Here is a 14,119-nt window from a genome sequence, read left to right as displayed (position 1 = left end):
CGGCGTCCCATTGGCACAGGGCGGGCATGAAGATCGAACACGACATCGTTCTCGCCGTGAGGCTTGCCGAGGCAGCCGGAAACGCCATCCGTCCCCATTTCCGCAGCGGCCTGGATGCCGAGCGCAAGGCCGATGCCTCACCGGTGACGATAGCCGACCGGTCGGCGGAAGAAGCCATGCGGCGCATTCTCAAGGCAGAAGTGCCGCAGGATGCGATCATCGGCGAAGAGTTCGGAACCGAAACGGGCACTTCCAACCGGACATGGGTGCTTGATCCGATCGACGGGACCGTCTCGTTCATCGCCGGGCGTCCGATTTTTGGCACGCTGATCTCCTTGCTGGTCGACGGCTGGCCGGTGCTGGGCATCATCGATCAGCCGATTCTGGGCGAGCGCTGGATCGGGGCAAGTGGCCAGCCAACCACGTTCAACGGCAAGCCCGTGCGCACCCGTGCGTGCCGGGAATTGTCTCAAGCCATGCTGGCGACGACCGGGCCACACTATTTCGACGATCATCAGGGCCAGCATTTCATGGCACTGGCCGCCCGGACAGACCACCGCCGGATGATGATGGGCGGCGACTGCTATAATTATGGTCTGCTGGCGAGCGGACAGATCGACGTCGTTTGCGAGGCCGGTCTCAAGCTCCACGACTGGGCTGCGCTGGTGCCCGTCGTTGAAGGGGCAGGGGGGACGATGTGCGACTGGAACGGCGATCCGCTCCACGCCGAATCGGAGGGCCATGTGCTGGCGATCGGCGATCCGGCGCGGATGGAGGACGTTATCGAGGCGCTGGCCTGCCATCATTGAGCGGCCGGTTGCGCCTGTTCGTCTACGGTACTCTGCAGCCACAGGCGGGAACGCGCATGGCCCGCTGGATCGAGGCGCGGCTGGTTAAGGCCGAAGCGGCCAGCGTACCCGGTCGCCTCTTCGCGGTGCAAGGCGGCAATGGTTGGTTCCCGGCACTGGTCCCGGCGAAGTCGGGTGCGCGCGTGCAGGGCACATTGTGCGAACTCAGGCTGGCGCCGGGTGATCTGGCCCGGCTGGACCGTTACGAGGGGCAGGAGTACCGCCGCACCTGCCTGCCCGTGCGAACGGGCCGTGCAGGACTGGTCCCGGCGCAAGTATACCTGTGGCGCATTGCCTTGCCGCCAGAGGCACCGGCTATCGGCTGCGGTGATTTTGCAGGGTGGTTGTTGCAGACCCGCCGCCGGGCCTTTTCAAGCCCGCGCGACGGGACCTGAGCCCCCGGGGGCGCTGCACTCTTGCGTTTCAGCCGTTCCCGCACTAAAGGGCCGCCCTTCAATCGACACGACTTGAGTCTTTCGAAAAAGAGATTCGCGGGTCGGCCTGGCGAAAAGGGCTGCCAGGGCCGGCGGGACGTGTCCCTGAACAGGAGACGAAAATGCCCAAGTTGAAGACCAAGAGCGGTGTGAAGAAGCGCTTCAAGATCACCGCCACCGGCAAGGTGAAGCACGGCGTTGCCGGCAAGCGCCACCGCCTGATCAGCCATAACGGCAAGTACATCCGCCAGAATCGCGGCACCGAAGTCATTTCCGACGCCGATGCCAAGACGATCAAGAAGTGGGCGCCCTACGGGCTCAACTGAGGAGTACTGACCGATGAGCCGTATCAAGAGGGGTGTAACCACCCGCGCCAAGCACAAGCGTATTCTGGACCAGGCCAAGGGCTACCGCGGCCGCCGCAAGAACACGATCCGCGTCGCCCGTCAGGCCGTCGAAAAGGCCGGCCAGTACGCCTATCGCGACCGCAAGGTTAAGAAGCGGAACTTCCGTGCCCTGTGGATCCAGCGCATCAACGCTGCGGTCCGCAACGAAGGCCTCACCTACTCGCAGTTCATGCACGGCGTTAAGCTCGCCGGTATCGAGCTCGACCGCAAGGCGATGGCCGATCTCGCGATGAACGAAGGTGCCGTGTTCACCGCCGTCATCGCGCAGGCGAAGGCCGCGCTTCCGGCCTGAGCCGGTGGCATGGTTCCAGGGATCGCCCGGAGCCGCAAGAATTGAAAAGGGCGCGGGGAGCAATCCCCGCGCCTTTTCATTTGTTCGCGTGCGCGCATCTTGCATGCCGGCTGCTGCGGGATCACATTGCCGGAGTAGGAAGGTGGGAAGGGGCTGCATGGCAACTGGCCACGTCATGATCCAGTACTGTCCGGTGCCCGAAAATCTGGCGCCCTACATCGGTGCTGTGTTCTACTGCGATTTCCAGCAGGCTGGTTCGGACCGGCTGCATGACATCCTGTTTCCGGCATGGGGCAGTTTGCGTTTTCAATACGGTTCGCTCTGGCATGCCGAAATGGACCAGGGCGCGCAAACCGTAGAGTCCCGTTTTGTGGTGGCTGGCCCCCGTACCCGGCAATTGGGCTTTTCGATGGGAACCGGGCGGCAGTGGGGGATACGGCTGAGGCCGCTCGGCTGGGCGGCGCTGACAGGCGTTCCGGCGGATGCCTATGCTGACAGAATCGCCGATGGCGATACCGATGAGACGTTCGCGCGCTTTCGTCCGCTGTATGATTTGCTCGCGGCGGATGACGCGCTTCCGGGATTGCAGTTCGACCGGTTCATGGCTTTTCTGGAGGCTCTGCCGAAGCAGTCCGTGCTCCATGCTCATCTTGTGGCGAGTGTCGAAGCCGCTCTGGCCGACCCTGACGTCCGTACGGCGGCAGAGATGGCAGAGCGGGCCGGATGCAAACAGCGTACTCTGGAACGGGCTTGCCGGGCCATCTTCGGCTTCACGCCCAAGATGCTTGTCCGCCGCCACAGGTTTCTGCGCAGTCTGGAGCACTATGCGAGCAACCCGGCGCGGCGCTGGGTCGGGGCGATGGACCAGGGTTATCACGATCAGGCCCAGTTCGTGCGCGACTTCCGCGCCTTCATGGGCATGACACCGCGTGAGTATGCAGCGCTCGACAAGCCGGTCATGGACCTGCTCATGCGCGAGCGCCTTCGCGGCAATGGAAATTCGGAAGTTATGAATTCCGTGCCGATCTGAGCCTGTCCCCGGCGTTGCGATTCGCTGTCAGTCACCCTAAGGAGCGCGCTTCCCGTTCCAGCAACAGCCAGGCAGACAACCAGTGGACTACGCAGCAACCGGCCAGGAAGCGCTCTCGCGCATCGCTGGCGCCACGGATCTTGAAGCTCTCGAAGCGCTGCGGGTCGAGTTTCTGGGCAAGCAGGGATCGATCTCGGGCCTGCTCAAGACGCTGGGCAAGCTGACCCCGGAAGAACGGACGGTTGAAGGCCCGAAGATCCACGGGCTGCGTGAAAGCGTGACCGAAGCGCTGGCCAGCCGCAAGGCAACGCTTGAGGCGGCCGTGCTGGAAGCGAAGCTGGCCTCCGAAACCATCGACCTGTCGCTCCCCGCGCCGGAAACGCCGCGGGGCACCGTGCATCCGGTTTCGCAGGTGATGGACGAACTGGCCGAGATCTTCGCCGACATGGGCTTTGCCGTTGCGACCGGTCCTGAGATCGAGGACGACTGGCACAACTTCACCGCGCTCAACATGCCGGAAACTCATCCTGCGCGCGCGATGCACGACACGTTCTATTTCCCTGACCGCGATGCGCAGGAGCGCGAGATGGTGCTGCGTACGCATACCTCGCCGGTGCAGATACGCACGATGCTCGCCGAAGGTGCTCCGCTCCGCATCATCGCGCCGGGCCGCGTCTACCGGTCTGACAGCGACGCCACGCACACCCCGATGTTCCATCAGGTCGAGGCGCTGGTGATCGACAAGCATATTCACCTCGGCCATCTCAAGTGGACGCTGGAAACCTTCCTGAAGGCCTTCTTCGAGCGTGACGACATCGTCCTGCGCCTGCGCCCCAGCTATTTCCCCTTCACCGAGCCTTCGGTCGAGGTGGACGTCGGCTATGCCAACGAAGGCGGCCGCCGCGTGGTCGGCGGTTCGGGCGACGAGCCCGGCCATGCCTGGATGGAAGTGCTCGGCAGCGGCATGGTCAACCGCCATGTCATCAAGGCCGGCGGGCTCGATCCCGACGAATGGCAGGGCTTCGCCTTCGGCGTGGGCGTGGATCGCCTCGCCATGCTGAAGTACGGCATGGACGACCTGCGCGCCTTTTTCGATGGCGATGTGCGCTGGCTTTCCCACTACGGCTTCTCCGCCCTCGACGTGCCGACCCTTTCGGGCGGCGTTGGCACGCCTGCCTGATCGGCTGGATTGCGGAAGGAAACAGAAACGATGAAATTCTCGCTCTCCTGGCTCAAGCAGTACCTCGAAACCGAAGCGACGGTCGAAGAGGTTGCCGCCAAGCTCAATGCCATCGGCCTTGAAGTCGAAGGCATCGAGGACCCGTCCGCCAAGCTGGCCGGTTTCCGCGTCGCGAAAGTCCTAACCGCCGCGCGCCACCCCGACGCGGACAAGCTGCAGGTGCTGACTGTCGATACCGGGGATGGCCAGCCGCTGCAGGTGGTCTGCGGCGCGCCCAATGCCCGCGCGGGCCTCGTCGGTGTGCTCGGCCTTCCGGGCGCTACGGTTCCGGCGAACGGCATGGTGCTGAAGGTCGCCGCCGTGCGCGGGGTCGAATCGAACGGCATGATGTGCTCCACGCGCGAGCTCGAACTTGGCGATGACCACGATGGCATCATCGAGCTTCCCGCGGATGCGCCGGTCGGCACCGCCTTTGCCGAGTACCATGGCGCCGATCCGGTGATCGAGGTGGCGATCACGCCGAACCGTCCGGATTGCATGGGCCTCTATGGCATTGCCCGCGACCTGGCAGCGGCGGGGCTCGGCACCCTGAAACCCATTCAGGAGCTCGATCTCGCCGGTGATTTCCCGTGCCCGGTGGACATTCGCACCGATGATGCGGAAGGCTGCCCGGCTTTCTATGGTCGGGTCATCCGGGGCGTAAAGAATGGCCCTTCGCCGCAGTGGCTGCAGGACCGGCTCAAGTCCGCGGGACAGCGGCCGATCTCGGCGCTGGTCGATGCGACGAACTACCTGATGCTGGCCTATGGCCGCCCGGCTCATGCCTATGATCTGGCCAAGCTGAGCGGCGCGGTCTTCGCGCGCCGCGCGAAGCAGGGCGAGACCGTGCTGGCGCTTAACGAAAAGGAATACACGCTCGATGCGGACATGACCGTGATCGCCGACGACAACGGTGTTCACGACATTGCCGGCATCATGGGCGGCGAGCATTCGGGCTGCGGGGACGAGACCACCGACATCCTGCTCGAAATCGCCTATTTCGATCCCGAGAGGATTGCCAAGACCGGCCGCAAGCTCAATCTGACCTCCGATGCGCGTGCGCGTTTCGAGCGCGGCATCGATCCCAACTTCCTCGATCAGGGCCTCGCGCACCTGACCAAGCTGATCCAGACGCTGTGTGGCGGTGAGGCCTCGGAGGTCGTGCGTGCGGGTGCCGCACCCACCACACCGAAGATCGTCCATTTCGATCCGGCCCTGACCGAGAAGCTGGGCGGCATTTCGATCCCGCTCGACGAGCAACAGCGCATTCTCGAATCGCTGGGTTTCGTGGTGGTCGCCGAGCAGGCCGGGTACGAAAACGCCTGGGCCGTTACTGTGCCCGGCTGGCGTCCCGACGTCGATGGTGCGCCTGATCTCGTCGAGGAAGTCGTCCGCATCCACGGCCTCGACAAGGTCGAGAGCGTGGCTCTGCCGCGGGCCGATGGTGTCGCCCGGCCGACCGCCACTCCGGCGCAGAAGCAGGAGCGGCGCGTTCGCCGCGCGGCCGCTTCGCGCGGGCTGCAGGAGGCTGTCACCTGGTCGTTCCTGCCGCAGGCGGAAGCCGATGCCTTCGCGGACGGCAACGGCGGCCTGTGGACGCTCTCCAACCCGATCAGCGAGGACATGAAGGTCATGCGGCCCTCGCTGCTGCCGGGCCTGCTCTCTGCAGCGAAGCGCAATCTCGATCGCGGCGCTTCCTCGTTGCGGCTGTTCGAACTCGGCCGCCGCTATTTCCGCGGCAACGCCGGGGCGAGCGATGAACGCATGGCGTTGGGCGTGGTCCTTGCGGGTGAAAAGGCCTCGCGCGGCTGGGCGAGCGGCAAGGCTGTTGCATTCGACGCCTATGACGCCAAGGCCGAAGCACTAGCGCTGCTGGCCGAGGCGGGCGCGCCCGCCGACAAGCTGCAGGTGATGGGCGAAGCTGGCCCGCAATTCCACCCCGGCCAGTCGGGCACGTTGCGCCTTGGCCCCAAGAACGTGCTCGCGCGCTTCGGTATGCTGCATCCCACAGCGGCGAAGCAGTTCGACATCGATGGCCCGGTCGCCATGGCCGAAATCTATCTCGACGCCATCCCCGGCAAGAAGGGCGCTGCCGCGTTCGCTCGTGTATCCTATGCCCCGCCGGCATTGCAGGCGGTTACGCGCGACTATGCCTTCCTCGTGCCGGCGGACTTGCCGGCTGGCGATCTGGTGCGCGTTGTGCAGGGCGCGGACAAGGCGAACATCGTCGCGGCCCGCCTGTTCGATGACTTCCGCGGCCAGGGCGTTCCGGAAGGGCAGAAGTCGCTGGCACTTGAAGTCACACTCCAGCCGCTCGAAAAGAGCTATAAGGAAGAAGACCTGAAGGCCATCACCGGGAAGGTGACCGCCGCTGCCGCCAAGCTCGGGGCCGTCCTGCGCGGCTGACCAGGGGAAACAGGAGATCGCCGGTGCCGGAAATGGAATTCGTGACCATCAGTTCCGGCGATCTCACTGCCCGGATCAATCCTTTCGGGGCCGAGCTCTGGTCATTGACCGATGCGCACGGTCGAGAGTTCATGACCGCTGGCGATCCGGCGTTCTGGTCCGGGCACGCGCCTCTGCTGTTCCCCATCGTGGGCGGTCTCGCAGCGAACCGATACCGGGTGGATGGGCAGGAATATGAGCTGCCCCGGCACGGATTTGCTCGCCGCTCACCATTCGAGCTCATGGAAGCAGGCGAATGCTCCGCGCGCTTCCGATTGCGTGACAGCGCGGAGACGCGTGCTGTCTACCCGTTCGCGTTTGAACTGGAGATGGCTTTCGTTCTTGACGGCACGACGCTGCACATGACCGCGACCGTGCGCAATCCCGGCGATACCGCGCTGCCGTTCAGCTTTGGCTATCACCCGGCCTTCGCCTGGCCCTTACCCGGCGGATCGGACAAGGCAGACCACGTTATCGCTTTTTCCAGCCCGGAAACCCAACGGGTTCGCCGTCTTGACCCCGCTTCAGGCCTGATGCTGCCTGACGCCGAGCCCACGCCGGTCGAAGGTCATCACCTGGCGCTCGACGCCGCATTGTTCGAGGCTGATGCGATGATATGGGACGAGCTGGTGAGCCGATCACTCACGTTCGGCACGCCCGGTGGTGCGCAGCTTGCCATCGGCTTTCCCGATACGCCGATGCTGGGGATATGGCAGAAGCCCGGCGCGCCGTTTCTGTGCATCGAACCGTGGCAGGGCCATGCAGACCCCGTTGGCTTTTCCTGCGATTTCCGCGAGAAACCCGGGATTGTGAATCTGGAGTCCGGGGATGCCCGCGCGTTCCGCATGGACGTCACTGTCCTGCCTGCCGATTGAATGGGCGATTAAAGGAGTTTGCCATGAAGACCGTTCTCGTCACTGGCGCCACGGCCGGTATCGGCGAAGCCTGTGCCCGTGCCTTCGTCGAGGCGGGCTGGAAGGTGATCGCCACCGGCCGCCGGGCGGAACGGCTCGAGGCGCTGGTCGATGAGCTGGGCGCGGACCGCGTCCACCCCTGCGTGTTCGACGTGCGCGACGAGGCGGCCCGCAATGCTGCGCTCGATGCCCTGCCCGAGAGCTTTGCGAAGATCGACTGCCTCGTGAACAACGCCGGTCTCGCGCTCGGCACCGAAAAAGCGCAGGACGCCGATCTCGCCAACTGGAAGACGATGATCGACACCAACGTCACGGCGCTGGTCTCACTCACCCACAAGCTGCTGCCCGCTCTGATTGCCAGTAAGGCGGTGATCGTGAACCTGTCCTCGGTCGCGGCGACCTACCCTTACACCGGTGGCAACGTCTATGGCGGCAGCAAGGCGTTTGTCCGTCAGTTCTCGCTGGGCCTGCGCTCGGACCTTGCCGGAACCGGCGTGCGCGTCACCTCGATCGAGCCGGGCATGGTCGAGACCGAATTCACGCTGGTACGTACTGGCGGCAATCAGGCGGCATCGGACACGCTCTACGCAGGCATGCGCCCGCTGGACGGGCCGGACATTGCCGATGTTGTGCTCTGGGTCGCCAGCCAGCCGCCGCACGTCAACATCAATGCGCTGGAACTGATGCCGGTGGCGCAGTCCTTCGCGGGCTTCCAGGTGGCGCGCGAAGGCTAGGCGTTGCGGGAATCCCGTTGCGTCCTTAAAGGCGCGCGGATGACCAATTCACGCCGTACCTTCGCGATCATCTCGCACCCTGACGCGGGTAAGACCACGCTGACCGAAAAGCTGCTGCTGCAGGGCGGCGCCATTCACCTTGCCGGTGAAGTAAAGGCGCGCGGGCAGGCGCGGCGGGCGCGGTCGGACTGGATGAAGATCGAGCAGCAACGCGGCATCTCGGTCACCAGCTCGGTGATGACCTTCGAGCGCACTGACGCAAATGGCGACAAGGTGACGTTCAACCTGCTCGATACGCCGGGCCACGAGGACTTCTCGGAAGACACCTATCGCACGCTGACGGCCGTCGACTCCGCGATCATGGTGATCGACGCGGCCAAGGGCATCGAGCCGCAGACCCGCAAGCTGTTCGAGGTCTGCCGCTTGCGCTCGTTGCCGATCATCACTTTCATCAACAAGGTGGACCGCGAAGGCCGCGCCTGCTTCGATCTGATGGACGAAGTGGCCGACAAGCTGGCGCTTGACGTGTGCCCGATGTCCTGGCCGGTCGGCATGGGCGGGCTGTTCGAGGGCATCCTCGACATTGCTACCGGCAAGGTCAGCCGGCCGGAGGGCGGCAGCAAGGAATTCCTCGGCAAGGTCGACGAGAACGTGACGCTGCCTGTCGAGGTGGCGGACGAACTGGAGCTGGCCGTGGCCGGTTATCCCGAGTTCGATCTCGAAGCCTATCGCGCCGGCGACCTGACCCCGGTCTTCTTTGGCTCCGCGCTCAAGAACTTCGGTGTGGCCGAGCTGATCGACGCCATCGCCAGATACGCCCCGCCACCACGCCCGCAGCCGACCGAAGCGGGGCCAGTCGAGCCGGAGAACAAGGAAGTCACCGGCTTCATCTTCAAGGTGCAGGCCAACATGGACCCGATGCACCGCGACCGCATCGCCTTCATGCGACTGGTTTCGGGGACCTTCAAGCGCGGGATGAAGCTGACGCCTTCCGGGCTGGGCAAGTCGATCGCGGTCCACTCGCCGATCCTGTTCTTTGCTCAGGACCGCGAAATCGCCGACAATGCCGAACCGGGCGACATCATCGGCATTCCCAACCACGGCACCTTGCGGGTGGGCGATACGCTGTCCGAGAAGAACCAGATCCGTTTTACCGGTTTGCCCAACTTCGCGCCGGAAATCCTGCGCCGTGTCGCGCTGAAGGACCCGACCAAGACCAAGCAGCTGCGCAAGGCGCTCGACGATCTGTCCGAGGAGGGCGTGATCCAGGTGTTCTACCCGGAGATTGGCTCGCAGTGGATCGTCGGCGTGGTCGGCCAGTTGCAGCTCGACGTGCTGATCTCGCGGCTGGAAGCGGAATACAAGGTGGAAGCTGTGCTCGAAGCCTCGCCCTTCGACACCGCGCGCTGGCTCAAGGGCAGCGATCAGGCGCTGCGCGACTTTGCCGAGTTCAACAAGATGAACCTCGCCAAGGATCGCGATGGCGACCCGGTTTTCATGGCCCGGTCGGCGTGGGACGTGGGCTACCAGCAGGAACGCAATCCGGAGCTGACGTTCAGCGCTACCAAGGAGCGGTGAGCGGAATCGGAAGCCGTTTCACGGATTGGACGAGGGCCGCCTTGGCAAGCCCCACCGGGAATGCCTAAATCGCCTCTCGCAAAAGCCCGGCAGGACCTTCCCGTTGCAGATCACTTTCGCCAGTTACAACATTCACAAGGCGGTCGGCCTTGACCGGCGGCGTGACCACGAACGCATCCTGCGCATCCTGCTGGAAGTCGATGCAGACATTGTCGCGCTGCAGGAAGTGGATCGCCGGTTCGGCCGGCGCATGGCGGTGCTGCCGCTCGATGCGATCCATGCGGCAACCGACTATGTGCCTGTGCCTTTGTCGATGAAGCCGGACAGTCTGGGCTGGCACGGCAATGCTCTGCTGGTGCGCAAGGGGATCGATCTGGTCGAAGCGGCGCCGGTACCCTTGCCCGTGCTGGAGCCACGGGGGGCAATCCGGGCCGATCTCCTGCTGGAAGGCAGGCGGGTACGCGCGATCGGCATGCATCTCGATCTGTCGGGATTGCGCCGCCGTCATCAGGTCCGCAGCGTGCTCGCGCATTGCGCGGATTGCGATCATCAGGTGCCGACCGTGCTCATGGGAGACCTCAACGAGTGGTCGCAGCGCGGGGGATGCTTGCAGGAATTCGACGGTGAAGCATGGCGGGTCCTTGCACCAGGCCACAGCTTTCCCTCCCGGCGCCCGATTGCGCGGCTCGACCGCATTATTGTTTCGCCGGAATGGGATGTCCTGGGAACGCAGGTGCACCACAGCCCGTTATCCGCGACAGGTTCTGACCATCTGCCGGTTAAAGCGTCTCTTTTTCTGCCTAAAAAATAGGCACGTGCTCACGAATCGGGCGACGTAACGTGCCCCTTCTGCGGCAATCCGGGTGGTGCTTCCCGGAATCTTGCCAATTGGTAAATTGGCATATCCCTTGCTTTTGTACACGCTAGCCGGCGCTGGGGCCGGTGACAAACAGGGGATAGGCATGAAGTTCATCATCGCCATCATTAAGCCCTTCAAGCTGGACGAGGTGCGTGAGGCACTCGGCGCGATCGGCGTCGCCGGCATGACCGTTTCCGAGGTGAAGGGCTTCGGGCGCCAGAAGGGCCAGACCGAGATTTATCGTGGGGCCGAGTATTCGACCAACATGCTGCCGAAGGTGAAGATCGAGGTGGCTGCACCTGACGATCTCGCACCGAAGATCGTCGAAACGATCCAGCAGGTTGCCAGCACCGAAGCGATCGGTGACGGCAAGATTTTCGTTCTCGACCTCGCTTCGGCCGTGCGTATCCGCACCGGCGAAGCCGGCGACACCGCGCTTTGAGGAGTCTTTCCACGATGAACCGCAAGATTCTCTGCGGCGCCGGCGCTCTCACCGCGTCGCTGTTTGCCGCCATGCCTGCCTGGGCCGAAGAAGCGGCCAAGGTCCCCAACCCCGGCAACAATGCCTGGATGATGACTTCGACCATTCTGGTCCTGCTCATGATCCTTCCCGGCCTTGCCCTGTTCTACGGCGGTTTGACCCGTTCGAAGAACATGCTTTCCACGATGACTCAGATCGGTGCCGTCGCGGCTCTCGCGATGCTCATCTGGGTGATGTACGGCTACTCGATGGCGTTCGGCCCGGTGACCTCGGAAGGTTTCATCGGCAATTTCGTCAGCAGCGGCAGCCTGTTCCTTTCGTCGGTCACGCCCGATTCGGTCGCGGCCACCTTCTCTGACGAAGTGATCTCCGAATACGTCTTCGTCTGCTTCCAGATGACCTTCGCCGCGATCACCGTGGCTCTGGTGCTGGGTGCGACCGTCGAGCGTATCAAGTTCTCGGCTGTGATGGCTTTTGCCGTCGTGTGGTTGACGATCGTCTACTTCCCGATCGCGCACATGGTCTGGGCCGGTGGCGGTCTGCTGTTCAAGCTCGGTGCTCTCGACTTCGCCGGCGGTACCGTCGTTCACATCAACGCCGGTGTCTCGGCGCTCGTGGCCGCTCTGATCCTCGGCAAGCGCAAGGGCTTCCCGAGCGAGCCGATGCCGCCGCACTCGCTGACGCTGACCATGGTCGGCACCGGCCTGCTGTGGGTGGGCTGGTTCGGCTTCAACGCCGGTTCGGAACTCGAGGCTGACGGCACTGCCGGTCTCGCCATGATCAACACGTTCGTCGCCACCGCTTCGGCCGGCCTGTTCTGGATGCTTGCCGAGAAGTTCAGCGGTCACAAGGGTTCGGCTCTGGGCTTCTGCTCGGGCATCGTTGCCGGCCTCGTTGCCGTCACGCCTGCTGCCGGTAACTCGGGTCCGTTCGGCGCCATCGTGCTCGGCGCGGTTGCCTCGATCGTCTGCTTCATCATGGTTTCGAAGGTCAAGCCGGCGCTCGGCTACGACGACTCGCTCGACGCTTTCGGTGTCCACGGCGTCGGCGGTATCATCGGTGCCATCGGCACCGGCATCGTCTACCAGCCGGGTCTCGGTGGTCCGGGCGATGGCTCGACTGCCATGGGTGCCCAGGTGTGGATCCAGATCCAGGCCGTGATGGTTTCGATCGTCTGGGCCGCCATCGGCACCGTGATCGCGATCTTCATCGCCAAGCTGATCACCGGGCTGCGTGTCACCGAGGAAATCGAGCACGAAGGTCTCGATATCGGCGAACACGGCGAGCGCGCCTACAACTAAGATCCTACGAGTTTGGCGGCGGCGGGTACTTCCTCCTCTCCTCCCACCCGTCGTCGCCAACCGATGTTCCTCCTGCGAACACAAACTCAATGGGCCGGAGCCAGCCGCTCCGGCCCTTTTTTCGTGAGAAGCCGGCCTTGCGCCGGTTTTTCTTTGTGTGGCTGACGCCGATATGAGACATATCGCCGTTGATAGCGGGCAGGGGCCTTCCGGTCCGGCTCAGGGCAAAATCAGGGAGCGCGGGGCAGCATGAAATTCATCACCGCCATCATCAAGCCGTTCAAGTTCACCGATGTGAAGCAGGCGCTCAGCGATCTTGGCGTGTCGGGCCTGACGGTGACCGAAGTGAGCGGTTATGGACGGCAGAAAGGGCAGACCGAAGTCTATCGCGGTGCCGAATATGTCTCGAGCATGTTACCAAAGCTGAAGCTAGAGATTGCGGTTTCGGATGCCTTCGCTGACAAGGTCATCGAGATCGTAAGCGCGTCCGCGCATACCGACGAGATCGGTGACGGAAAGATTTTCGTGTTCGATCTCGCGGATGTTCTGCGCGTTCGCACTGGCGAGCAGGGTGATCTGGCGCTTTGAGCGCCGCCGGCGTCAACCGCCGGCAGCCAGCATGTCGATCAACTGGCGTACGGGCGTGACGTCGTAACCTGCGGATGCCGCTTTCGAGGCAATGACGGCGGGATTGTCACCTGCCTTGGCGCGGGCCAGCGCCCACAGCAGAGTGGATCGCGTGCCGGAGCGGCAGTAGGCGAGAACCGGACCGCCCGCCCCGTCCAGCGCATCCAGCATGGCATCGACCTGACCCTGGCTGAAGCCGGCATGGGTCACTGGGATGGCGACATAATCCAGCCCGGCATCGCGCGCGGCGGCTTCGATGTCGGGGCCCGAGGGCTGGCCATCTTCCTCGCCTTCGGGTCGGTTGTTGATGATCCTCACGACTCCGAGCGCTTTGGCTTTTGCAATGGCATCGGTGCCGATCTGCGGGCTGGCAAAGACAGTGTCGGTAATCTGGCGGAACATCGTTTCGAATCTCCCTTGAGGAACGATCTCGAACCAGATGGGATTCTGATCCTGCGCTCTTCAAGACCTGCTTTGTCGAACACGCAAGCCAAATTGCTGGTCAAAATCGAAAGAGAAAGGGCATTCAGGCTCAAACTGCCCCGTATTTCCATTCGCTATTGCGTTGGGAGTCGTGTAAGAGGCATGATTGCAGGAAAGGGGTGAGCTTTGTTCATTCTTGCCCTGACGCCCGGCGCGGTCTCGTCCACGTGTCCGGGCGCGTGCTTTTTGGGCGCAGCGTAAGGTACGTTCGTAAAGATGGGTTTTGACAGAGGTCGTCGCGGAAGGGGACGCGACAAGCGGGATCGGTTCGGAGAGGACGATTTCGATCCGTTTTTCGGTGGGCAAGATCGTTTCGGCGGCGGTGATCGCGGTGGCTTCGGCGGCGGCGATCGTGGCGGTTTCGGCGGCGGTGATCGCGGCGGCTTCGGTGGCGGCGGTGGTGGCGGCTTCGGCGGTGGCGATCGTGGCGGCTTCGGCGGCGGTGGTCGCGGCTTCGGTGGCGGCGG

The 14,119-nt window shown here is 63.8% G+C and carries 16 protein-coding genes; 14 read left to right on the top strand and 2 right to left on the bottom strand.

The window, feature by feature from the left end:
• Positions 1–26: 26 nt before the first annotated feature.
• The 14 genes from hisN to MTR64_RS19530 all read left to right on the top strand — a co-directional run bounded on the left by hisN (position 27) and on the right by MTR64_RS19530 (position 13,130).
• Positions 27–809, top strand: coding sequence for a histidinol-phosphatase (gene hisN, locus MTR64_RS19595; protein ID WP_243996230.1), 783 nt, complete (start codon positions 27–29; stop codon positions 807–809).
• A complete protein-coding gene (locus tag MTR64_RS19590; protein ID WP_243996229.1) occupies positions 806–1,243 on the top strand; it encodes a gamma-glutamylcyclotransferase family protein in 438 nt (145 codons plus the stop codon). The genes hisN and MTR64_RS19590 overlap by 4 nt, the downstream gene beginning before the upstream one ends.
• Before the next feature lie 161 nt (positions 1,244–1,404).
• The gene (gene rpmI, locus MTR64_RS19585; protein ID WP_243996228.1) at positions 1,405–1,608 is read left to right on the top strand and encodes a 50S ribosomal protein L35; all 204 of its coding nucleotides are present in this window, start codon (positions 1,405–1,407) and stop codon (positions 1,606–1,608) included.
• A gap of 13 nt (positions 1,609–1,621) precedes the next feature.
• On the top strand, positions 1,622–1,981 hold the full coding sequence (rplT, locus tag MTR64_RS19580) for a 50S ribosomal protein L20 (protein ID WP_243996227.1): 360 nt from the start codon (positions 1,622–1,624) through the stop codon (positions 1,979–1,981).
• 157 nt (positions 1,982–2,138) lie between these two features.
• The gene (locus tag MTR64_RS19575) at positions 2,139–3,011 is read left to right on the top strand and encodes an AraC family transcriptional regulator (RefSeq protein WP_243996226.1); all 873 of its coding nucleotides are present in this window, start codon (positions 2,139–2,141) and stop codon (positions 3,009–3,011) included.
• A gap of 82 nt (positions 3,012–3,093) precedes the next feature.
• Positions 3,094–4,191, top strand: a complete 1,098-nt coding sequence (pheS, locus tag MTR64_RS19570; RefSeq protein WP_243996225.1) for a phenylalanine--tRNA ligase subunit alpha — start codon at positions 3,094–3,096, stop codon at positions 4,189–4,191.
• Between the two features lie 30 nt (positions 4,192–4,221).
• Complete coding sequence (gene pheT, locus MTR64_RS19565) at positions 4,222–6,636, top strand: phenylalanine--tRNA ligase subunit beta (protein WP_243996224.1); 2,415 nt, start codon at positions 4,222–4,224, stop codon at positions 6,634–6,636.
• A gap of 32 nt (positions 6,637–6,668) precedes the next feature.
• Positions 6,669–7,550, top strand: coding sequence for an aldose 1-epimerase family protein (locus MTR64_RS19560; protein ID WP_243996275.1), 882 nt, complete (start codon positions 6,669–6,671; stop codon positions 7,548–7,550).
• A gap of 23 nt (positions 7,551–7,573) precedes the next feature.
• Positions 7,574–8,323, top strand: coding sequence for an SDR family NAD(P)-dependent oxidoreductase (locus tag MTR64_RS19555; RefSeq protein WP_243996223.1), 750 nt, complete (start codon positions 7,574–7,576; stop codon positions 8,321–8,323).
• 39 nt (positions 8,324–8,362) lie between these two features.
• A complete protein-coding gene (locus MTR64_RS19550; RefSeq protein WP_243996222.1) occupies positions 8,363–9,901 on the top strand; it encodes a peptide chain release factor 3 in 1,539 nt (512 codons plus the stop codon).
• A 103-nt stretch (positions 9,902–10,004) separates the two neighbouring features.
• Positions 10,005–10,712 carry an endonuclease/exonuclease/phosphatase family protein gene (locus tag MTR64_RS19545; protein WP_243996221.1) on the top strand — a complete coding sequence of 236 codons (708 nt, stop codon included), beginning with the start codon at positions 10,005–10,007 and terminating at the stop codon, positions 10,710–10,712.
• A gap of 151 nt (positions 10,713–10,863) precedes the next feature.
• Positions 10,864–11,202, top strand: coding sequence for a P-II family nitrogen regulator (locus tag MTR64_RS19540; RefSeq protein ID WP_007687500.1), 339 nt, complete (start codon positions 10,864–10,866; stop codon positions 11,200–11,202).
• A gap of 14 nt (positions 11,203–11,216) precedes the next feature.
• Positions 11,217–12,542, top strand: a complete 1,326-nt coding sequence (locus MTR64_RS19535) for an ammonium transporter (RefSeq protein ID WP_243996220.1) — start codon at positions 11,217–11,219, stop codon at positions 12,540–12,542.
• 249 nt (positions 12,543–12,791) lie between these two features.
• Positions 12,792–13,130: a P-II family nitrogen regulator gene (locus MTR64_RS19530; protein ID WP_243996219.1), complete on the top strand. Its 339-nt coding sequence runs from the start codon at positions 12,792–12,794 to the stop codon at positions 13,128–13,130.
• Positions 13,131–13,142: 12 nt separating this feature from the next.
• Here the strand turns inward: MTR64_RS19530 and MTR64_RS19525 are convergent, their stop codons facing one another.
• Both MTR64_RS19525 and MTR64_RS19520 read right to left on the bottom strand, forming a co-directional pair.
• On the bottom strand, positions 13,143–13,571 hold the full coding sequence (locus MTR64_RS19525; RefSeq protein WP_243996218.1) for a TIGR01244 family sulfur transferase: 429 nt from the start codon (positions 13,569–13,571) through the stop codon (positions 13,143–13,145).
• 60 nt (positions 13,572–13,631) lie between these two features.
• Positions 13,632–14,119, bottom strand: a 488-nt coding sequence (locus MTR64_RS19520) for a hypothetical protein (RefSeq protein ID WP_243996217.1), incomplete at its 5' end; no start/stop codon positions are given.

This window comes from Novosphingobium album (ex Hu et al. 2023), from assembly GCF_022832385.1.
Lineage (GTDB): Bacteria > Pseudomonadota > Alphaproteobacteria > Sphingomonadales > Sphingomonadaceae > Novosphingobium > Novosphingobium album.
The sequence above is the reverse complement of the archived record's forward strand: the minus strand, read 5'-3'. Positions and strand labels throughout refer to the sequence as shown.

What these genes read in the sequence shown, in the direction of transcription:
- hisN (WP_243996230.1), top strand. Translation starts at nt 27, where the DNA reads ATGAAGATCGAACACGACATCGTTCTCGCCGTGAGGCTTGCCGAGGCA.
- rpmI (WP_243996228.1), top strand. Translation starts at nt 1,405, where the DNA reads ATGCCCAAGTTGAAGACCAAGAGCGGTGTGAAGAAGCGCTTCAAGATC.
- rplT (WP_243996227.1), top strand. Translation starts at nt 1,622, where the DNA reads ATGAGCCGTATCAAGAGGGGTGTAACCACCCGCGCCAAGCACAAGCGT.
- MTR64_RS19575 (WP_243996226.1), top strand. Translation starts at nt 2,139, where the DNA reads ATGGCAACTGGCCACGTCATGATCCAGTACTGTCCGGTGCCCGAAAAT.
- pheT (WP_243996224.1), top strand. Translation starts at nt 4,222, where the DNA reads ATGAAATTCTCGCTCTCCTGGCTCAAGCAGTACCTCGAAACCGAAGCG.
- MTR64_RS19560 (WP_243996275.1), top strand. Translation starts at nt 6,669, where the DNA reads ATGGAATTCGTGACCATCAGTTCCGGCGATCTCACTGCCCGGATCAAT.
- MTR64_RS19555 (WP_243996223.1), top strand. Translation starts at nt 7,574, where the DNA reads ATGAAGACCGTTCTCGTCACTGGCGCCACGGCCGGTATCGGCGAAGCC.
- MTR64_RS19550 (WP_243996222.1), top strand. Translation starts at nt 8,363, where the DNA reads ATGACCAATTCACGCCGTACCTTCGCGATCATCTCGCACCCTGACGCG.
- MTR64_RS19540 (WP_007687500.1), top strand. Translation starts at nt 10,864, where the DNA reads ATGAAGTTCATCATCGCCATCATTAAGCCCTTCAAGCTGGACGAGGTG.
- MTR64_RS19535 (WP_243996220.1), top strand. Translation starts at nt 11,217, where the DNA reads ATGAACCGCAAGATTCTCTGCGGCGCCGGCGCTCTCACCGCGTCGCTG.
- MTR64_RS19530 (WP_243996219.1), top strand. Translation starts at nt 12,792, where the DNA reads ATGAAATTCATCACCGCCATCATCAAGCCGTTCAAGTTCACCGATGTG.
- MTR64_RS19525 (WP_243996218.1), bottom strand. Translation starts at nt 13,571, where the DNA reads ATGTTCCGCCAGATTACCGACACTGTCTTTGCCAGCCCGCAGATCGGC.